Below are 20,069 nucleotides of genomic sequence, written 5' to 3'. Positions count from 1 at the left end.
CCAAAGATAAAAATGACTGTAAATTTGATATTCAAAGCCGCCTGACCTGTTTTATTCAGGGAGGATGGTTTTTGGAAACATTATTGGTTTCAATTTGAAATCGTTTCCAGTAGAGGGTATTCGGTCCAGATATAATCAGAATTCTCCTGAATTCTCCCGATAAAATAAGACTGGATTCTCATTTTTGCGCCGGACTGGCGCGATGTTTATAATTTCGCTATGAAATTTAAGCGCTTATTAATTCGTCCCAGGGATGGGCACCGAAGTGGTAGATGTAGAGTAATACTAAGGAACAGTCGATGAAATTGAGCGTAATGTCTAATGCCGCCTGGATGATGTCTGAAAAGATTATCTCCGTCTTTGGCGTCATTTTCGTGACGTCATATGTGGCAAAATCCTTCGGTCCGACCCTATTTGGTCAGATGGCATTTTCAACGTCATTATTTGCTATGGTGCAAACCATAGCCCTCTTTGGCACTGAAACAATTTTGTTTAAACGTGTCAGCAAAAATGCGGCCAAAGGTTTACGTTTAATGCGCATCGCACGCACGTTGCGCATGGGTTTATTACTTCTCACCTCAGGGCCAGTATTAATTTGGGTTTGGTACAACATGCAGGAGAACTTCCTGGCATTTGCACTGGCCTCTTTTGTTGCGTCTGTTTTTGTCACACAGGACACCTTTAGCGTTTACAACAATGCACGATTGGCTTCAAAGCTGAATACCGTGGCGAATGCGATTGGCATGCTGATGAGTTTTGCCCTGAGCTTTATCATTGCCTGGCTGCGTCTCAATCCATTGTGGCTAACGCTTTCGGTTATCACGGTCACGCTGGTGCCTTACGCCATCAAACGTTACACCTTTTATCAGGCACATCAGGACCAGCTTCCGCCGCGCGAGACGCGAACGCTGTATTTGCGTTACCTGATGTATGCCGGATTGCCTCTGGCGATTTCCAGCATTTTTATCTCTGTCCAGGTAAAAGCCGCGCAGATGTTTTTGGCTGGCATCGCATCGGCCCAGGAGCTTGGCTTGTTTGCCGCAGCCAATACCATCGCCGCCTCGTGGATTTTTATTCCCGTCGCACTCATCACCTCGTGCTTTAGCGAAATTTTTCGCGCGCGCGGTGAGGAAGCGATCAGGCTGACGGCGCGGCTCAATGGCTACGTGATGGCCGTGTCTTTGCTGATGTTGCTGATCGTCGCACTGTTCGGTGAACAGATAATCATCGCGCTGTATGGCCCAGCGTTTACCCAGTCAGGCAATCTCATCACCCTGCTGTCGATAGCGACCAGCTTTTCGGCGCTGGGCACCGTCGCGTATCGCTACATGGTAAAGGAAGGGGGCTTTGATTATTTACTGAAGAAAATCATTTGTCTGGTGATCATCAGTATGCCGCTTTCCTGGTGGCTGATTCAGGGCTATGGCATTACAGGAGCCGCATGGAGCGTTTTTCTATCAGAGCTCCTGTCCCTGACCGTCATGAATTATTTCTTTAAACACGGCGTGATTCAAAAAATCCAGGTTTCCTCACTCAACTACAAAACCTACAAATGAGGTCAAATATGCTCAAGTTAAAACACGAGCTCAGAAGAAGTTTGCAATACTTCATCAAGAAGATGCCCTGGACTTATCAGGACCGGATTTATTATTTCCGTAAGTTCAGAAGGCTACCCAACCTGCGTGAGCCCAAGGTGTTCAATGAAAAAGTGCTGTATCGCAAGTTCATTCATGGTGACTATCAGCTCTATGCCCGCCTCTCTGACAAGTTTTCGGTGCGTGAGTTTATTGCTGAGAAGATCGGCAATGAATATCTGATACCGCTGCTTCATGACACGACCGATCCCACCACGTTGAACAATCTGACGCGTTGGAAGGGAACGGTGATCAAACCGAATCATGCGTCAAACATGGTCGAGATCGTGCTGGAGGAACCTAATGCACTCCGGAAGCAGCAAATCATTCATAACTGCTACACGTGGTTAAAGACTGACTTCGCCAACGAAGCGCGTGAGATTCACTATCGCTATATCAAGCCACGTATTCTGGTTGAGCAATACATCGGTGATGGCAAAAGTGCCCCGGTTGACTACAAGTTCCACATGTTTAATAAGCGCGATGGCAACTTTGAGTATGTGCTTCAGGTCATTTACAACCGCTGTCAGCCTCAGCTCTCAATGAATTTTTATGTGAACAACCTGAGTGAGGCGTTCCATAAAATTCGCGATACCGGGCTGGACGTTTCGACGGTGATGCCATCGTTACAACAGGCCCTGGCGTTAAGCAAAACGCTGGCCAGCGACTTCGACTATGTCCGTGTTGACTGGTATATCCATGATGAACAAATTTATTTTGGCGAGCTGACGTTCACGCCAGGCGCAGGCATGGTGACGGGTCTGGATCGCGGGCTGGATAAGATGATGGGTGAAATGTGGATTCAGGATCGTCGCGGAACGCAGAGGCCGGACGTAGAAATACAGGACGTTGCCATTCCTGTTATGTTGAAGAAAATTTGACGCTACACAGCAATATAAAAAACCCCGCTTTGCGGGGTTTTTTATGAGTTTATCAGGGCATTTGCCAGTTAGCGGGCGCTCGACTCATCACGTCGATAAAGACATCTTTAGAGACGCTAAAGAAATGGTGCACGTTTTCCATACTCAACGTGATGCCCATCAAGCCGGTCACGAACCAGCACGACATCCCAACGCCTACGCTGCCACAGAGAAACGCCATGACGTGATGACTGTCCTGGCGGAGACGGGTTTTTAGCGTGCTGGCAAAGAACATCATTATCGCGCTAAGCAATTCCCAGCGCATAACAAGAAAACTGGTGGTTAAAGTCGCCATCAATTTTGACCTCAAAATCGGAGATTACGCCTGACTGTCTGCGAACATCACGTCGGCGGAAAAGTCTGTCAGGTCGGGCTCTTTCGTCGGCAACAAGTGTCATAATGTGATGTGGGTCACACTATATCATCCGATTTCTGATTTTTGTACAAAATTTGTCTGATCTGGCAGCAGAAAAAGAGGGCGCTTACGACAAGGTTGGGGCACTAAATGCGGCGTGCGCCTGGGCAGGCGCACGGAGCGCGTCAGCTAACCGGACAGCATTCTCCCGTTGTCCGCTGGGTAAAGCTGGTCATCGTGTCGCTGCAGTCAAAGCGCATCAAACGCGGACGCTGGATGGCCTGGCGGCGCATCGCGTGGCGATAAGCCGTGGGCGTTTGTGAAAACTGGCGACGAAAAACGCGTGAGAATGTCTGTTGCGAGTCATAGCCATATTGCATCGCAATATCAAACACTGGCCGCTGCGTTTGTCGCAGCGCTTCAGCGGCCAGCGTCAGGCGGCGTTCGCGAATATAGCCACCCAACGTCTGTTTCGTCACGCTACGGAACATACGTTGCAGATGCCATTTCGAATAGCCTGATTTGGCGGCGACTTCGTCAATTGACAGGCTCTTATCCAGGTTTTGGTCAATCCAGTGCGTCAGTGAATGAATGATCTCTTCTTGTATCATGGCCTCATCCTTCTGGTGAATTTCCCCTTAGCGTTCATGCGGAATTGACAGGCTTTCGGCGATAAAACCGGGTCCGCTCGCTGGCGCATGACATCATAAGGGAAGGTGTCGTTCTGATGGGAAAAGAGTATAATTCCTCAAGTTAACTTGAGGTAAAGTGCCAAATGAAAAAAGATCGCAATTACCCAAAACCCGTGCTGACACCGGGCGAAGTGGCGCGCCGAAGCGGCGTCGCCGTTTCTGCACTGCACTTTTATGAAAGCAAAGGGCTGATTTTCAGCACCCGTAATAGCGGAAACCAGCGGCGTTACAGCCGTGATGTGCTGCGACGGGTGGCCATTATTAAAATTGCACAGCGCATTGGTATTCCGCTCGCCAGCGTCAGTGACAGCCTTGAGAACATGCCGGCAGATAAGCGGATGTCTGCTCAGGAATGGGGCAATCTGACGCAGCACTGGCGCGACGAACTGGATAAGCGCATCGAAACGCTGACGCGCCTGCGTAACGATCTGGATGGCTGCATTGGCTGTGGGTGTTTATCAATGCGTGACTGCCCGCTGCGCAACCCTGGCGACCTGCTGGGCCAGCAGGGCTCTGGCGCGGTACTGCTCGATCCTGAGCAGGATGGTTCCCTGCATAAGACAAGGTGACGTCTATACTTGCAGCATATTCACTCACAGGGAACCATGATGATCACCGTTCACCATCTTGAACAATCGCGCTCTCACCGGGTGCTGTGGATGCTGGAAGAGCTGGAAGTGCCTTACCAGGTCAAGCGCTACCAGCGCGAACCCACGATGCTGGCGCCGGACGCTTTAAAAAAAGTGCATCCGTTAGGGAAGTCGCCCGTGATCACCGATGGCAATCGCGTGGTGGCCGAGTCCGGTGCCATCCTTGAGTATCTGGAAGAAAGATACGACAGCGAAAAACGGCTGCAGCTCACTGATGAAGAGGCGCAGCTACAGGCGCGTTACTGGCTGCACTATGCGGAAGGTTCACTGATGCCGCTGCTGGTGATGAAGCTGGTTTTTGGCCGCCTTGGCAGCGCGCCGGTGCCCTGGTTGCTTCGCCCCGTGGGCGCGGCGCTGGGTAAAGGCGTTCAGAAAGCCTGGCTGGATAAACAACTCAAATTGCACAAGCAGGTCATTGAAGCTCACCTTTCAACACAGCCGTGGTTCGCGGGTCAGCGCTTCAGCATTGCGGATGTGCAGATGAGTTTCCCTATTCTGGCGCTGAGCCAGCGCGCCGGACTGAAAGATGCCCCCGCTACGCAAAAATGGTTAACGACCGTGCAACAGCGTGCGGCCTGGCAGCGCGCTATTCAACAAGGCGGTGAGATTAACCTTTCTGGCTGATGCACGTTGCCCGATGACGCCGCCCGGCGTCATTCTTGCCTGCCTTCTCGTGATTGACGCCTTATCCTGACGGACAGAATGTTAAATGATGGTATCAAGAGCATTCCTGATGTTATCAACCTGATCTTTATAGTCACCAATCCTCACTCAGCGGTTGAAAAACGGCGGTTAAACGCCGGATAATCTGCCCCCTTTAAACGGGGCAGCGTGACGTCCCGTTCTGTGCGGCGAAGTAAACGTTTGCCTTTTGCCGGCTGCCCGCTGGCGATGACAGGTTTCCAGGGACGTCAGGGCCGTTACCGCACGATCCCACTACAACAATTTTTGAGGCTCAACTATGTCAATTGAATCACGCCCGTCCGGTGGAAAGCTGGATGCCTGGTTCGCCATCTCGGCCCGTGGCAGCAGCGTGCGACAGGAAATTGTCGCCGGGCTGACTACGTTCCTCGCCATGGTTTATTCAGTGATCGTGGTGCCCGGCATGCTCAGTAAGGCGGGATTTTCACCCACGGCGGTGTTCGTTGCGACCTGTCTGGTGGCGAGCGTGGGATCGATCATCATGGGGCTGTGGGCGAATTTACCCATGGCAATTGGCTGTGCTATCTCACTGACGGCGTTTACCGCTTTCAGCCTTGTGCTGGGTCAGCACATTAGCGTACCCGTGGCGCTGGGTGCCGTGTTCCTGATGGGCCTGCTCTTTACCCTGATTTCCACCACCGGGATTCGCGCCTGGATCTTACGCAATCTGCCAATGGGGGTTGCGCACGGAACGGGCGTCGGCATTGGTCTGTTTTTGCTGCTGATTGCGGCAGACAACGTGGGGCTGGTCGTCAGAAATCCGGCCTCAGGGTTACCCGTTGCCTTGGGCCAGTTTACGTCGTTCCCCGTCATGATGTCATTGCTGGGGCTGGCCGCCATTTTTGGCCTGGAAAAACGCCGCGTGCCTGGCGGTATTTTACTGACCGTTATCGCGATTTCTGCTCTGGGGCTGGTGTTCGACCCGGCCGTGCGCTGGCAGGGACTGTTTGCCCTGCCCAGCCTGCGTGATGCGCAGGGTGAGTCACAGCTCTTTAGCCTGGACATCATGGGCGCCTTGCAGCCTGCGGTGCTGCCCAGCGTGCTGGCGCTAGTGATGACGGCGGTCTTTGATGCCACCGGCACGATCCGCGCGGTTGCGGGCCAGGCCAATCTGCTGGATAAAGACGGGCAGATCATCAACGGTGGTCGGGCGCTGACCACGGATTCCGTCAGTAGCCTGTTTGCTGGCCTTGTCGGTGCTTCGCCAGCGGCAGTCTACATTGAGTCTGCCGCCGGTACGGCGGCGGGCGGTAAAACCGGCCTGACGGCGATCGTGGTGGGTCTCCTGTTCCTGGTCATTCTGTTCATGTCGCCGATCGCATACCTGGTGCCGGCTTACGCCACCGCGCCAGCGTTGATGTATGTCGGCCTGTTGATGCTGAGCAACGTGGCCAAGATCGATTTCGGTGACTTCGTTGATGCCATGTCCGGCCTGCTCACGGCGGTGATTATCGTTCTGACCTGTAACATCGTTACCGGCATTATGATGGGGTTCGCCACTCTGGTGGTTGGCCGTCTGTTTGCGGGCGAGTGGCGTAAGCTCAACGTGGGCACTGTCGTGATTGCCGCCGCGTTAGTCGCCTTTTATGCCGGAGGCTGGGCGATCTGACTGTCAAACCGGACGTTCAGCGGAGCGTCCGGAATTATCCGCTTTTTGGTCTTTTAAGCACGGCTTGCTTTTCCTGCCCTGGCCAGTTTGTTTTACACTTTTAACTTATAGTTGATTCGAAGATAACAACCGCCTAAGGAAAGCATGGAAATCTTTTTTACTATTTTAATTATGACACTGGTGGTGTCGCTCTCCGGGGTCGCCGCACGTATCTTGCCTTTTCAAATCCCGCTACCGCTGGTGCAGATCGCCGTCGGTGCTCTACTGGCCTGGCCTAACTTCGGCCTGCATGTGGATTTTGATCCGGAACTGTTCCTCGTCTTATTTATTCCGCCGCTGTTATTTGCTGACGGCTGGAAAACGCCGGTTAGCGAGTTTCTGCATTACGGGCGGGAAATTCTTGGCCTGGCCCTGGTGCTGGTGCTGATTACCGTCGTCGGAATTGGCTATCTGATTTACTGGACGGTTCCCGGTATTCCTCTTATCCCTGCTTTCGCCCTGGCGGCAGTGTTATCACCTACCGATGCCGTGGCGCTTTCAGGCATTGTCGGCGAAGGCCGCATTCCTAAGAAAATTATGGGAATACTTCAGGGCGAAGCCTTGATGAACGATGCCTCTGGCCTGGTTTCACTGAAATTTGCCGTCGCGGTGGCGATGGGCACCATGGTGTTTAGTTGGGGCGGTGCCAGCGTCGAATTCCTGAAAGTGGCGGTCGGCGGCTTAATTGCCGGTGTTGCGGTCTGCTGGCTCTACGGTAAGTCACTGCGTGTCCTGAACCGCTGGAGCGGTGGGGACGATGCCGCCACACAGATCGTCCTGCTGCTGCTGCTGCCGTTTGCCTCTTATCTGATTGCAGAACACCTGGGCGTTTCCGGCATTTTAGCCGCCGTCGCGGCCGGGATGACCATCACGCGCTCCGGTATTATCCGTCAGGCCCCGCTGACCATGCGACTGCGCGCCAATAGCGTCTGGCACATGCTGGAGTTTGTGTTTAACGGCATGGTGTTCCTGATGCTGGGCCTGCAATTGCCCTCTATCCTGGAAAATTCCATTCAACAGGCGAACGCGGATCCCAACGTGGATATCTGGATGATCTTTGCAGATATCGCATTGGTCTATGCGGCGTTAATGGTGGTGCGTTTCGGCTGGCTGTGGATCATGCAGCGTTTCAGCAAGCGCCTGTTAAAAAACAAGCCGTTAGTTTTCTCTAGCTACTCTTTGCGCGAACTGCTGATTGCCTCTTTTGCGGGCGTGCGCGGGGCCATCACCCTGGCGGGTGTCCTGTCGATTCCCCTGTTCCTGAGCAACGGCAATCCTTTCCCGGCGCGCTATGAGCTGGTGTTTATCGCAACCGGCGTGATTCTGTTCTCGTTACTGGTTGGCGTCATTGTTCTGCCGGTGCTGCTGCGCGGCGTCGAGACGATGGATAAGAGTGCCCATCGGCACGAACTTCAGCATGCAAGAGCGGTGATGGCCGGTGTGGCTATCGAGAGTCTGCAAAAGATGGAGGCACGGCTCGAAAAGGAAACCGACGAAAATATCGATCCTGAGCTGCTGAAAGAGGTCAGCCTGCGTGTCATCGGCAACCTGCGTCGCCGTGCGGAGGGGAAAAACGACCTCGAGCACGCGCTGTTTGCCGAGAACCTGGAACGTCGCTTCCGTTTGAACGCACTGCGTGCCGAACGTGCCGAAGTGTATCACCTGCGTGCCACCCAGCAGATATCCAACGAAACGATGCAAAAATTGTTGCACGATCTGGACCTGCTGGAAGCGCTTCTGATCGAGAAAGAAGAGTAAACTCCCTGTTGCGCCGCGCCCGCCCGGTCACCTGCGTTCTGCGACGGCCGGGCGGGCTGCCGCACTAGACGGAGAGGCGCGGTGCCTGATCGGGCCAGTGTTCGCGGCAACACGCAATCCACGCCTGCGCGCTGCGTGACAGATAGCTGCCTTCCCGCCAGATCAGCCCCAGATGCCACTGAAGCTCGGATTCCAGCGGCAGCCACAGTAACGACTGTTTATCTAACCGCTGGCATATCGGCTCCGGCAAAATTGCCAGCCCCATCCCGGCCTGCACCATGGCGGCCAGAAAATCCCACTGCCCGCTACGCACGGCAATGGTAGGGGTTATCTCCTGACGCTGAAAAGCTTTCATTAACTGGCGGTTCAGCGAAAACTCTTCATTAAAGATCAGCAAAGGATGCGGAGCCAAATCGCGCAGGCTGAGCTGGGTGCGTTGCAGCCAGGGTTCCTGACGGGGCAGTAAGACACATAACGGATGCTGCATCAGCGATAAGGTTTCGAGGGGTAATTCGGCATCGACCGGGAGCGCCGTCAGGGCAATATCCAGCGTGCCTGCCAGCACCGCCTCCTGAACCGTTAAGCCGCCAAACTCAGCAATGCTGAGTTCCACGCCCGGATACCGGCGACGAAACGCCGAAACCGAACCAGCGATCTGCATGCCGACCATTGGGGGAATACCGAGCCGCAGCTTGCCGGTTTTCAACTGATTGATATCGCCTATCTCTGCCTCAAGCTGATGGAACTCCTGTAAAATAGCCAGTCCGCGTTGATAAACGGCTTGTCCGCTGTCCGTGAGATGCAGGCGACGTCCATCGCGAAGCAGTAGCGCGCAGTCCAGCTCCTCTTCCAGCTGACGCACCATTTTGCTGATCGTCGGCTGCGTCACAAACAGCTTTTGCGCGGCCCGGGTAAAACTCTGCTGACGTACCACTTCGGTAAAGTAACGCAACGCACGAACGTCCATAACTATTCCTTTCTGGCATGATTTTAATAATTTTAATTCATTTTTTTCACAGTACCTCGTGATTCTATACTGAGCGCATTAACGATATGGGAGAAAAATGATGGCCCTGGCATTGCCGCGCCTTAACCTCGACAGGCTGCAACGGCTCAGCTTACCGCTACAGCTGGCGCTGTTTATCTCGGTATTCGTCGCCAGCGAGCAGCTGGTGAACTGGCTGCATCTGCCGCTGCCGGCCAACATTGTAGGCATGCTGCTGATGTTAATGCTGATTGCGCTACGCGTTTTACCGCTGCGCTGGGTGAAAGTCGGTGCCAGCTGGCTGCTGGCAGAGATGCTGCTGTTTTTTATCCCGGCGGTGGTGGCGGTGGTGAATTACGCTGATCTGTTGCAGATTGATGGCTGGCGGATTTTTGTGGTGATTGCGGTCAGTACGCTACTGGTGCTGGCAACGACCGCCCTGGTGGTGGATCGCCTGTACCGCTTCGAGGTCGCGCGGGCCGCGCGTAAGCAGGGCGGCGGCGATGCGTAATCTGTTTATCAGCCTGCTGTGTGCGGCCGTCACGCTATTGATTTATTACCTGAATAAACGGCTGTATCGCCGCTGGCCAACACTGTTACTGATGCCGCTGATCATGACCCCGCTCATTCTGGTGGCGCTGCTGCTGCTGACCCATATCAGCTGGCAAAACTATATTGCGGAAAGCCACTGGCTACTGTGGCTGTTGGGCCCCGCGACGCTGGCCTTTGCGGTGCCGGTCTATGAAAATCTGGCGGTGATTAAACGCCACTGGTTATCGCTGAGTGCCGGTGTGTTAACCGCCACAACAGTCTCGGTATGCAGTTCCGTCTGGCTGGCGCGCTTACTGAATTTACCGGAAACTATTCAGCGAAGTCTGGCCGTGCGCTCCATTACTACGCCCTTTGCGCTGGCGGCGGCCAAACCCATGGGTGCGCAGCCCGATCTGGTGGCGTTGTTTGTGGTTGTGACAGGCGTATTTGGCATGGCGGTAGGGGATGTGCTGTTCCTGCGCATCGCCATCAAACAGGGCGTGGCGAAAGGGGCCGGATTCGGTGCCGCTTCGCACGGTGCCGGTACGGCACGCGCTTATCAACTGGGGCAGCAGGAAGGCGTGGTATCAAGCCTGGTGATGATGCTGTCTGGTGTAGTAACCGTCATACTGGCGCCGTTCATCGGGCACCTGATGTGGGCACACTGAGCCCGGTGATGACAGGCCTGAATGCGCCTGTCATCCGCTCTTTTCCGCTTAACTTACAGCGCGTTGTCCGTTTTGGCACAAAATGACATCTCTTTTTACGTAAAGCTTTCCAAATTTAGTTGTCACCTCGTTTCAGACTGCTACCCTTGATGCGGAATTATTTGACCCATCATGGAGAGAATCATGTTTAAGCAACTTGTTACCGGAAGCGCTCTGAGCTTCATTATGCTGAGCGGCGCCGCGCAGGCCATCGAGGGCAGCGTCGATGTTGGCGAGCACAGCACCAACCTGAATGTCGGTTTGGGCACGACCTCACCAGGCCTGTTCCTGAACGGCAACTGGTTGCGTAGCGATCATGACGGCAGCACTTACGGCGCTGGCCTGGGCTACAACGTCGATTTCGGCGATCTACGACTGGCGCCAACCGCAAAGGCGATTTTTACCCATCCTGAAGACGGGAAAGACGGATTTGCGGTGGCGCTGGGCGGCAGCGCGCAGTACAACTTCAACAGCATGTGGGGCCTGTACGGCCAGTATTATTATGCGCCGGAAGGCCTTACCGATCATCTTGACAGCTACCAGGAAGCGAGTGGTGGTGTGAGCTTTACGCCGGTCTCTCTGCTTAACCTGCGCGTGGGTTATCAATATATCGAGCTGAATAATAAAGGCGGTCGTAAAGACAACGTCCTGGTCGATGGTCCATACGTGGGTGCATCACTGCGCTTCTGATAGTGGCCTGAGAAAAAGGGCAGGGACCTCGCGGACCCTGCCCTTTTTTTATGCCCGGGAGAAGGGATTAGTGCGCTTTGCCTTGCTCAATACCGGCACCGGTCTGGGAGCGAATAAACTGCGCCCGGAAGCGTGAACGCTCTTCTGCGCCCTGTTGCGAATGATCGGTAACCGAAAACAGCCAGGTGCCCACAAAGGCGATAGTAATAGAGAACAGGGCCGGATATTCATACGGATAGATTGGCGAAGCATGGCCCAACACCTGAACCCAGACGGTAGGGCCAAGAATCATCAGCACCACGGCGGTGATCAGCCCTAACCAGCCGCCGACCATCGCGCCGCGGGTGGTGAGTTTAGACCAGTACATGGAAAGCAGGATAATCGGAAAGTTACAGCTGGCCGCAATCGAGAACGCCAGGCCGACCATAAACGCGATGTTCTGTTTTTCAAACAGAATACCCAGGGCGATCGCCACAACACCGAGCACCAGCACCGTAATTTTCGATACCCGCAGCTCGTCGCGCTCGCTGGCCTGGCCCTTACGGTAAACGCTGGCGTACAAATCGTGAGAGACCGCCGAAGCGCCCGCCAGCGTCAAGCCAGCCACCACGGCCAGAATCGTGGCGAATGCCACGGCTGAAATAAAGCCCAGGAAGGTGCTGCCGCCAACCGCATTCGCCAGGTGTACCGCCGCCATATTGGTGCCGCCGATTAACGCGCCGGAGGCATCTTTAAAGGCCGGGTTGGCACCGACCAGCAGTATGGCGCCGAAGCCGATAATAAAGGTCAGAAAGTAGAAGTACCCCATAAAACCGGTGGCCCAAAATACGCTTTTACGTGCCTCTTTGGCGTCGGCAACGGTAAAGAAGCGCATCAGAATATGCGGCAATCCCGCCGTACCAAACATCAGCCCCAGCCCCAGCGACAGGGCAGAAATAGGATCTTTAACCAGCCCGCCGGGCTGCATAATGGCCGCGCCTTTCGGGTGGACAGCCATCGCTTCGGTGAACAGCGTATTAAAGCTAAAACCGGTACTTTTCATTACCATAATGGCCATGAACGAGGCACCAAACAGCAACAGAACGGCTTTAATGATCTGAACCCAGGTCGTCGCCAGCATGCCGCCGAACAGCACGTACATCACCATCAGGATCCCCACCAGGATGACGGCGATATGATAATTGAGGCCGAACAGAAGCTGGATCAGTTTACCTGCCCCAACCATCTGAGCAATCAGATAGAGAGCAACTACCACCAGTGAACCGCAGGCTGACAGGGTGCGTATGGGTTTTTGCTTCAGGCGATACGAGGCAACATCGGCAAAGGTATAGCGCCCCAGATTACGCAGCCGTTCTGCAATCAGAAACAGAATCATCGGCCAGCCGACCAGAAAGCCCAGCGAATAGATTAAGCCGTCATAGCCCGAGGTATACACCAGCGCCGAAATACCCAGAAAAGAGGCGGCGGACATAAAGTCGCCTGCCATGGCCAGCCCATTCTGAAAGCCGGTGATATTTCCGCCTGCGGTGTAGTAATCGCTACGCGAACGCGTTCGCTTCGACGCCCAGTAAGTGATACTCAACGTGGCGCCGACGAAAATCACAAACATGACGATCGCCTGATAGTTAACAGCCTGTTTCTGTACCGCGCCCGTAATGGCATCGGCGGCCAGAGCAGAAAACGGCAGCAGCGCTGCCAGCATCCACAGCATAAGACGGATCATGGTTTTACCTCGCTGAGGATAGCCTTCGTCAGACGATCAAACTCGCCGTTTGCGCGCCAGACGTACACGCCGGTCAGGACAAAGGAGATGACGATCAGCCCTACGCCGAGCGGAATGCCGCGTGTCACATTGGTGCCGGCATGAAGAGGTGTGCCCAGCCAGCCAGGGGCAAAAGCAATAAGCAGAATAAAGCCGACATACAGCACCAGCATAATTAACGACAGCAGCAGGGCAAAGGACTGGCGCTTGTGTACCAATTCCTGAAAGCGAGGATTACGTTCAATTTGTTGGTAGATCCTTTCCTGTTCGGGCAGGGCATCATTCATCACATTATCTCCAGAAGCATGCAGGCGTGGACCTCACGCAAAAGCGTGAATGAGTTATATTTTTGTGACTACAGAAACACACTACGTAGGGAAGTGGTGGCGGAAAGCCTGATGCTTTCCGCCGGGTTGTTACGGCATGGTGATGGACTGTTTCTCTTCAAGCAGTTTCTCAACGACGCCAGGATCGGCCAGCGTTGACGTATCGCCTAAATTACTGGTATCACCCGCGGCGATTTTCCGCAGGATACGGCGCATGATTTTACCGGAGCGGGTTTTGGGCAGAGAGTCGGTCCAGTGCAGCACATCGGGCGTGGCGATCGGGCCAATTTCTTTGCGTACCCAGTTACGCACTTCGGTGTAAAGCTCTGGTGAGGGCTCCTCGCCGTGATTCAGGGTGATATAGGCGTAAATCGCCTGGCCCTTAATGCTGTGCGGGATCCCCACCACAGCGGCTTCGGCAATTTTAGGGTGGGAAACCAGGGCCGATTCGATTTCTGCCGTGCCCAGACGATGCCCTGACACATTCAGCACATCATCCACGCGGCCGGTGATCCAGTAATAACCGTCCTCATCCCGTCGCGCGCCGTCACCGCTAAAGTAGGCATTTTTGAAGGTAGAGAAATAGGTTTGTTCGAAACGGTCGTGATCGCCGAACAGCGTTCGGGCCTGGCCTGGCCAGGAATCAGTGATAACCAGGTTACCTTCGCAGGCTCCTTCCTGAGGATGCCCCTCATTATCGACCAGCGCGGGCTGTACGCCAAAGAAAGGCGTGGTCGCAGAACCGGCCTTAAGCCGCGTTGCGCCGGGTAGCGGGGTGATCATAAACCCCCCGGTTTCGGTCTGCCACCAGGTATCCACTATTGGACACTGGCTGTTGCCGATTTTTTTGTGATACCACTCCCAGGCTTCCGGATTAATCGGCTCACCGACCGAACCCATAATACGCAGACTGCTACGGTCGGTGCCTTCAATCGCCTTGTCCCCTTCGGCCATCAGCGCGCGGATAGCCGTGGGCGCGGTATAGAGCAGGGTGACTTTATGCTTATCCACCACCTGCGCCATGCGGGCGGACGTCGGCCAGTTGGGCACGCCTTCAAACATCAGCGTCGTGGCACCGCAGGCCAGCGGGCCATACAGCAGATAGCTGTGGCCGGTAACCCAGCCTACGTCAGCCGTACACCAGTAGATATCGTCCTGATGGTAGTCAAAAACAAACTTAAAGGTGGTCGCAGCGTAAACCAGATAGCCGCCGGTCGTATGCAGCACGCCTTTCGGCTTGCCGGTTGAACCTGAGGTATACAGGATAAACAGCGGATCTTCTGCCTGCATTTCTGCCGCAGAGTGGTTGGTACTGGCGTTCTGCATCAGCTCGTGCCAGTGCCTGTCACGTCCTTCAACCCAACCGACGTCTTTGCCAGTACGTTGAAAGACCACGACGTTTTTCACGCTGTTTACGTTGGGATTTTTTAACGCATCATCCACATTTTTTTTCAGTGGGATCGTACGCCCCGCGCGCACGCCTTCATCGGCTGTCACAATTAAGGCTGCACTGGAGTCGATCACGCGACCTGCCACCGCTTCCGGTGAAAAGCCGCCAAAAATAACCGAATGCACGGCGCCAATGCGCGCGCAGGCCAGCATGGCGACCGCGGCTTCCGGCACCATTGGCATATAAATCGCGACGACATCGCCTTTTTTAACCCCGAGCAGCTCCAGCACGTTGGCAAAGCGACAGACATCGGCGTGAAGCTGACGAAAGGTTATTGTTTTGCTTTCGTTGGCATCATCACCTTCCCAGATGATGGCAGGATGATCGCCCCGGGTTGCCAGGTGACGATCCAGGCAGTTCGCCGCCAGATTGAGCGTGCCGTCCTCATACCAACGAATGGAAATATTGCCAGGCGCAAAAGACGTGTTTTTAACTTTGCTGTAAGGCTTTATCCAGTCAAGGATTTTACCTTGCTCCCCCCAGAATGTTTCTGGATCGGTAACCGATTGCTGGTACATCGCCTGATACTGTTCGGCAGTAATCAGCGCGTTTGCTGCAATATTTTCTGGAACAGGATAGATATGATGTTGGCTCATGGCGAATCTCCTTGAAGATGTTAATCATATGTCAATCAATGGTTAAGTGAAGCCCGACAACCGGTTTTGTTTCTTTTTTGCGCCATAGATCACGCGTTAACCTTGCTGACATAAAAACGTCGTGAATTGGATAAAATCACCCTAACTCCCTGCAAAAAATGGGGATTTAAGTTGCAACATTTTGTGAAGGGCTCTGGTTAAAAAAGCAGCGAACGAACCGCGCAGACATTGAGCATTGCCTGAATAGCTATGCGAAAACTTATCGAAGGTTTACTTTTCATAACAGCAGGTTAGGGATTTGCGCCTGTGCCAGCATTTTATGCTTAAGAGATGGTGAAGTTTTAATCGAAGCCTCCAAGGGTTGCATTTACCACAGTGAAAATGGTACTTATCTCGCCCCTGATCATCAGGTATCAACTCAGACCGCGTCTGAAAATGGGTATGGAAATCATCGCATTTCAATGCGGGACGCCGTCTATAAACACCCTCTAATTTACCGGGCTTTTTGCTCACTTCCCTGTGTGTATTGTCTTCTGCACCTTCGCAGTAGAGAGAAACGGGTTTTGACTGAGGAAATTACGCGTTATGAAAGGTTTTAAAATCAGCCTTGCCTGGCAGATTCTGATCGCACTTGTGCTTGGCATCATCGTGGGTGCCGTGTTGCATAATCAGCCAGAAGATCGTGAATGGTTAGTCAATAATATTCTCAGCCCGGCGGGCGATATCTTTATTCATCTGATTAAGATGATTGTCGTGCCCATCGTGATTTCATCCTTGATTGTCGGCATTGCGGGTGTCGGGGATGCGAAAAAGCTGGGACGCATTGGTCTCAAAACCATTTTGTACTTTGAAGTGATTACCACCGTTGCCATTGTTGTTGGTATTACCCTGGCCAACGTGTTTAAGCCCGGCACCGGCATTGATATGTCTACGCTGGCAACGGTGGACATCTCTAAATATGAAGCCACAACCGCTCAGGTGCAGGAAGGCACCCACAGTCTGGTGGCGACCATCCTGTCGCTGATCCCGCAGAACATCTTTGCCTCCATGGCAAAGGGCGAAATGCTGCCGATTATCTTTTTCTCGGTACTCTTTGGGCTGGGACTGTCCGCTCTGCCGTCAGAACAGCGCGATCCGCTGGTCAATCTGTTCCGTGGTGTATCAGAAACCATGTTTAAAGTGACGCATATGATCATGCGTTACGCGCCCGTGGGCGTGTTTGCGTTGATCGCCGTGACGATTGCTAACTTTGGCTTCGCGTCGCTGTGGCCGCTCGCGAAGTTAGTGCTGCTGGTATATGTGGCGATCCTCTTCTTTGCCTTTGTGGTGCTGGGGGCGGTCGCGCGTTTCTGCAAGCTACGCATTACGACGCTGATGCGCATTTTAAAAGATGAGCTGATCCTGTCTTACTCAACGTCCAGTTCAGAAACCGTGCTGCCGCGCATCATGGAGAAAATGGAAGCCTATGGCGCGCCCAAAGCGATTACCAGCTTTGTCGTTCCGACCGGCTATTCGTTTAACCTGGATGGATCAACGCTGTATCAGAGCATCGCCGCCATCTTTATTGCTCAGCTGTATGGCATTGATCTGTCGCTGACGGACGAAATTATTCTGGTGCTGACGCTGATGGTCACCTCCAAAGGCATTGCGGGCGTGCCCGGCGTATCCTTTGTTGTGCTGTTGGCAACGCTCGGCAGCGTGGGTATTCCGCTGGAAGGGCTGGCGTTTATTGCGGGCGTGGACCGCATTATGGATATGGCCCGCACCGCGCTCAACGTGGTGGGTAATGCTCTGGCAGTGCTGGTCATTGCGCGCTGGGAAAACCAGTTCGATACAGAACAGGCTAAAGCGTACGAATTACAGTTACGGACGCAAACCGCCAGTTAACAGCGGGTTAGCAAGACAAAGGCTCAACGGTGGTTGGGCCTTTTTTTTACCCCGTTTTTATCACCGCAGAAAAAAACGTGGGCAGAGGATGAATTATTCATTCGTTGTGTTAAAAATATTCAGAATAAATTATTCCTGTGGAGGACGAGTGTGAAAATCGATCTCAGTCAGATGATCACGGAAGGGCGCAATCCGGCCAGCCAGCATATTGATGAAATGAGCACAGAGGCGATGCTGCGGGTCATCAACGAGGAAGACAAAAAAGTCGCTCTGGCCGTGGAGGCGATCGTGCCGGAGATTGCGCGCGCGGTGGAGGCAATCTGCGCGGCGTTCAGCGCAGGGGGACGTCTGGTTTACTGCGGTGCCGGGACATCCGGCCGTTTAGGTATTCTTGATGCAAGTGAATGCCCACCAACTTTCGGAACGCCACGCGACCAGGTTATTGGCCTGATTGCCGGGGGCCATCAGGCCATCTTGCAGGCGGTAGAGAACGCAGAAGACAATGTGGAACAGGGCGCTCAGGATCTGAATGTTATTCACTTTAGCCGCTACGACGTGCTGGTCGGCATCGCTGCCAGTGGACGGACGCCCTATGTATTGGGCGCGCTGGATTATGCCCGGCAGTGCGGTGCCTCCACGATAGCGCTGACCTGTAATCCACACAGCAAAATGGCTCAGGTCGCCGATATCGCCCTGACGCCAGTAGTGGGGCCTGAAGTGGTGACGGGATCATCACGCATGAAAGCCGGAACCGCACAGAAGCTGGTGCTGAATATGCTCACCACCGGGGCGATGATTCGTAGCGGTAAGGTTTACGGCAACCTGATGGTGGATGTTGAAGCCACTAACCAAAAGCTGGTGCAGCGGCAGGTTAACATTGTTATGCAGGCCACTGACTGTGATGAAGCCAGCGCCCGCTCGGCGCTGTCGGCCTGTGGCGGACACTGTAAAACCGCCATCCTCATGGTGTTGGCAGGATTAAATGCCGATGAGGCGATCGCGCTGCTCGCTAAGCACCAGGGCTTTATCCGCAAAGCATTACAGGATTCGGGAGCGCGCTAATGGCAAAAATGACCGATGCACTTCTGCACGATATCGTGCAGGCAGTGGGCGGCGCGGCGAACATCGTCGTATGCGGCAACTGTATGACGCGTTTACGACTGACGCTGAGACACAATCAGGCCGATATTGCCCGGCTGAAACGCCTGCCCGGCGTGCTGGGCGTCATCGACAGCGATGATCAGTTGCAGATAGTGCTCGGTCCTGGTAAGGCACAGACGGCGGCAGAACGGATGCAGGCCATCCTGGCGCAGGCGCAGGGCGATGCCGCGGTATTGCACCAGGTAGCGGCAGAACAGAAACAGCAGATAAAAGCCAGGCAGACCGGCGCGCTGCAGCAGTTCCTGGCACGCTTCGCCACCATTTTTACGCCGCTCATTCCGGGTTTTATTGCCGCAGGTTTACTGCTGGGGTTTGCCACCCTGATTGAGCAAAGCCTGCACCTGAGCACGCCTGGCGATCATCCTGGCTGGCTGATTCAGGGCGTGGCCTATATGAAAGTGTTCGGCAAAGGGCTGTTTACCTTCCTCAGCATTCTGATTGGCTACAACGCGCAAAAAGCCTTCGGCGGCACGGGCGTAAACGGGGCCATCATCGCCTCGCTGTTTATTCTGGGCTACGTGCCGGATGCCAAAGTCGGCTATTACAGCGGTATGGACAGCTTTTTTGGTCTGGCTATCGATCCGCGCGGTAATATCATCGGGGTGCTGCTGGCGGCCATGTTTGGTGGCTGGCTGGAAAGGCGGCTGCGCACGATCATTCCAGACAATCTGGATATGATTCTCACCTCGCTGCTGACCTTATTGATCACGGGCGCGCTGACATACCTGCTGATTATGCCGGTCGGCGGCGAGCTGTTTAAGGGCATGTCATGGCTCTTTATCCACCTCAATAACAACCCGTTTGGCTGTGCGCTACTGGCCGGACTGTTCCTGATCGCCGTCATGTTTGGCATTCATCAGGGATTTATCACGGTCTATTTTGCCCTGATGGAAACCCAGGGATTTAACTCACTGTTTCCGATTCTCGCCATGGCGGGTGCCGGTCAGGTCGGTGCCTCGCTGGCGCTCTGGTGCAAAGCGGAAAAGGGCGCGCTGCTGCGTGCCCAGATAAAAGGCGCTATCGTGCCAGGCTTACTGGGCGTGGGGGAACCGCTTATCTACGGAGTAACGCTGCCGCGCCTCAAACCTTTTATTACCGCCTGCTGTGGCGGTGCGGTCGGCGGATTCTTTATTGGCTTAGTGGCATGGCTGGGGCTGCCGGTGGGCATGAATACCGTATTTGGCCCGTCTGGGCTGGTCACGCTGCCGCTGATGACGTCGCATCAGGGGATTTTTGCCGGCATGGCTGTCTATCTGGGGGGATTGATTGTCGCCTGGGTTAGCGGCTTTTTACTGACGTGGTGGTTCGGCACCCGCAATGTCGACCTGCGCTGAATTGATAAATAAAACACGAAGAAAGCCTGTTAGGCAGGTCTGTAAAAAAATAAGGATGGGGAATCTGTTGCATCAAAACGTCCCTAACACTGTCTCGGGCTTACCAGTCTGCGTACTCAACCCGCTACGTTCGCAATGAATGATCGCGGTATAAATACCAAAAGCCGCCCTAAAGCGGCTTTTTAAATGCAACAAATTTGCGCGTAGCACTAAAGAGTCATTACGCAAGTGCCGAAAACATAAAAAAAGGTAATCTTTACCTTTTAACACTCACTCATTAA

At 54.0% G+C, this 20,069-nt stretch carries 18 protein-coding genes; 12 read left to right on the top strand and 6 right to left on the bottom strand.

Features of this window, described 5'->3' with window-relative positions; genetic code table 11:
* Positions 1-299: 299 nt before the first annotated feature.
* Both PAGR_RS20510 and PAGR_RS20505 read left to right on the top strand, forming a co-directional pair.
* Positions 300-1,556, top strand: a complete 1,257-nt coding sequence (locus PAGR_RS20510) for an oligosaccharide flippase family protein (RefSeq protein ID WP_013024178.1) — start codon at positions 300-302, stop codon at positions 1,554-1,556.
* Between the two features lie 8 nt (positions 1,557-1,564).
* On the top strand, positions 1,565-2,515 hold the full coding sequence (locus PAGR_RS20505; RefSeq protein ID WP_014606932.1) for an ATP-grasp fold amidoligase family protein: 951 nt from the start codon (positions 1,565-1,567) through the stop codon (positions 2,513-2,515).
* A gap of 52 nt (positions 2,516-2,567) precedes the next feature.
* Here the strand turns inward: PAGR_RS20505 and PAGR_RS20500 are convergent, their stop codons facing one another.
* Both PAGR_RS20500 and soxS read right to left on the bottom strand, forming a co-directional pair.
* Positions 2,568-2,849 carry a YjcB family protein gene (locus tag PAGR_RS20500; protein ID WP_014606931.1) on the bottom strand — a complete coding sequence of 94 codons (282 nt, stop codon included), beginning with the start codon at positions 2,847-2,849 and terminating at the stop codon, positions 2,568-2,570.
* Between the two features lie 245 nt (positions 2,850-3,094).
* Positions 3,095-3,520: a superoxide response transcriptional regulator SoxS gene (gene soxS / locus PAGR_RS20495; protein WP_013024181.1), complete on the bottom strand. Its 426-nt coding sequence runs from the start codon at positions 3,518-3,520 to the stop codon at positions 3,095-3,097.
* Positions 3,521-3,684: 164 nt separating this feature from the next.
* On the opposite strand from soxS, the gene soxR reads away from it, so the two are divergent.
* The 4 genes from soxR (at position 3,685) to PAGR_RS20475 (ending at position 8,359) form a co-directional block, all read left to right on the top strand.
* Positions 3,685-4,170, top strand: a complete 486-nt coding sequence (soxR, locus tag PAGR_RS20490) for a redox-sensitive transcriptional activator SoxR (RefSeq protein ID WP_013024182.1) — start codon at positions 3,685-3,687, stop codon at positions 4,168-4,170.
* Positions 4,171-4,209: 39 nt separating this feature from the next.
* The gene (locus tag PAGR_RS20485; protein ID WP_026020990.1) at positions 4,210-4,875 is read left to right on the top strand and encodes a glutathione S-transferase family protein; all 666 of its coding nucleotides are present in this window, start codon (positions 4,210-4,212) and stop codon (positions 4,873-4,875) included.
* Between the two features lie 337 nt (positions 4,876-5,212).
* Positions 5,213-6,562 carry an NCS2 family permease gene (locus PAGR_RS20480; protein WP_013024184.1) on the top strand — a complete coding sequence of 450 codons (1,350 nt, stop codon included), beginning with the start codon at positions 5,213-5,215 and terminating at the stop codon, positions 6,560-6,562.
* 144 nt (positions 6,563-6,706) lie between these two features.
* Positions 6,707-8,359, top strand: a complete 1,653-nt coding sequence (locus tag PAGR_RS20475) for a Na+/H+ antiporter (RefSeq protein ID WP_013024185.1) — start codon at positions 6,707-6,709, stop codon at positions 8,357-8,359.
* Between the two features lie 64 nt (positions 8,360-8,423).
* Here the strand turns inward: PAGR_RS20475 and PAGR_RS20470 are convergent, their stop codons facing one another.
* Positions 8,424-9,326: a LysR family transcriptional regulator gene (locus tag PAGR_RS20470; protein ID WP_013024186.1), complete on the bottom strand. Its 903-nt coding sequence runs from the start codon at positions 9,324-9,326 to the stop codon at positions 8,424-8,426.
* Positions 9,327-9,423: 97 nt separating this feature from the next.
* Between PAGR_RS20470 and PAGR_RS20465 the strand changes: the two genes are divergently transcribed.
* The 3 genes from PAGR_RS20465 to PAGR_RS20455 all read left to right on the top strand — a co-directional run bounded on the left by PAGR_RS20465 (position 9,424) and on the right by PAGR_RS20455 (position 11,272).
* The gene (locus tag PAGR_RS20465) at positions 9,424-9,855 is read left to right on the top strand and encodes a CidA/LrgA family protein (protein ID WP_013024187.1); all 432 of its coding nucleotides are present in this window, start codon (positions 9,424-9,426) and stop codon (positions 9,853-9,855) included.
* Positions 9,848-10,543, top strand: coding sequence for an LrgB family protein (locus PAGR_RS20460; protein WP_013024188.1), 696 nt, complete (start codon positions 9,848-9,850; stop codon positions 10,541-10,543). Before PAGR_RS20465 ends, PAGR_RS20460 begins: the two co-directional genes overlap by 8 nt.
* A gap of 183 nt (positions 10,544-10,726) precedes the next feature.
* Positions 10,727-11,272, top strand: coding sequence for a YfaZ family outer membrane protein (locus PAGR_RS20455; RefSeq protein ID WP_014606929.1), 546 nt, complete (start codon positions 10,727-10,729; stop codon positions 11,270-11,272).
* 67 nt (positions 11,273-11,339) lie between these two features.
* Here PAGR_RS20455 and actP read toward each other — a convergent pair whose 3' ends face one another.
* From actP to acs, 3 genes are all read right to left on the bottom strand, one after another.
* The gene (gene actP / locus PAGR_RS20450; RefSeq protein WP_013024190.1) at positions 11,340-12,995 is read right to left on the bottom strand and encodes a cation/acetate symporter ActP; all 1,656 of its coding nucleotides are present in this window, start codon (positions 12,993-12,995) and stop codon (positions 11,340-11,342) included.
* Positions 12,992-13,321, bottom strand: coding sequence for a DUF485 domain-containing protein (locus PAGR_RS20445; RefSeq protein WP_014606928.1), 330 nt, complete (start codon positions 13,319-13,321; stop codon positions 12,992-12,994). The genes actP and PAGR_RS20445 overlap by 4 nt, the downstream gene beginning before the upstream one ends.
* Before the next feature lie 129 nt (positions 13,322-13,450).
* The gene (gene acs, locus PAGR_RS20440; protein WP_014606927.1) at positions 13,451-15,406 is read right to left on the bottom strand and encodes an acetate--CoA ligase; all 1,956 of its coding nucleotides are present in this window, start codon (positions 15,404-15,406) and stop codon (positions 13,451-13,453) included.
* Positions 15,407-15,991: 585 nt separating this feature from the next.
* Here acs and gltP point away from each other — a divergent pair.
* The 3 genes from gltP to murP all read left to right on the top strand — a co-directional run bounded on the left by gltP (position 15,992) and on the right by murP (position 19,788).
* Complete coding sequence (gene gltP, locus PAGR_RS20435) at positions 15,992-17,293, top strand: glutamate/aspartate:proton symporter GltP (protein WP_014595076.1); 1,302 nt, start codon at positions 15,992-15,994, stop codon at positions 17,291-17,293.
* A 150-nt stretch (positions 17,294-17,443) separates the two neighbouring features.
* Positions 17,444-18,355 carry an N-acetylmuramic acid 6-phosphate etherase gene (murQ, locus tag PAGR_RS20430; RefSeq protein WP_044042587.1) on the top strand — a complete coding sequence of 304 codons (912 nt, stop codon included), beginning with the start codon at positions 17,444-17,446 and terminating at the stop codon, positions 18,353-18,355.
* Positions 18,355-19,788: a PTS N-acetylmuramic acid transporter subunit IIBC gene (gene murP / locus PAGR_RS20425; RefSeq protein WP_014606925.1), complete on the top strand. Its 1,434-nt coding sequence runs from the start codon at positions 18,355-18,357 to the stop codon at positions 19,786-19,788. The genes murQ and murP overlap by 1 nt, the downstream gene beginning before the upstream one ends.
* Positions 19,789-20,069 lie beyond the last annotated feature (281 nt).

The sequence above is a fragment of the Pantoea ananatis PA13 genome, assembly GCF_000233595.1.
GTDB classification, from domain to species: domain Bacteria; phylum Pseudomonadota; class Gammaproteobacteria; order Enterobacterales; family Enterobacteriaceae; genus Pantoea; species Pantoea ananatis.
Note: the sequence above shows the minus strand (reverse complement) of the source record. Positions and strands in the feature narration are given on the sequence as shown.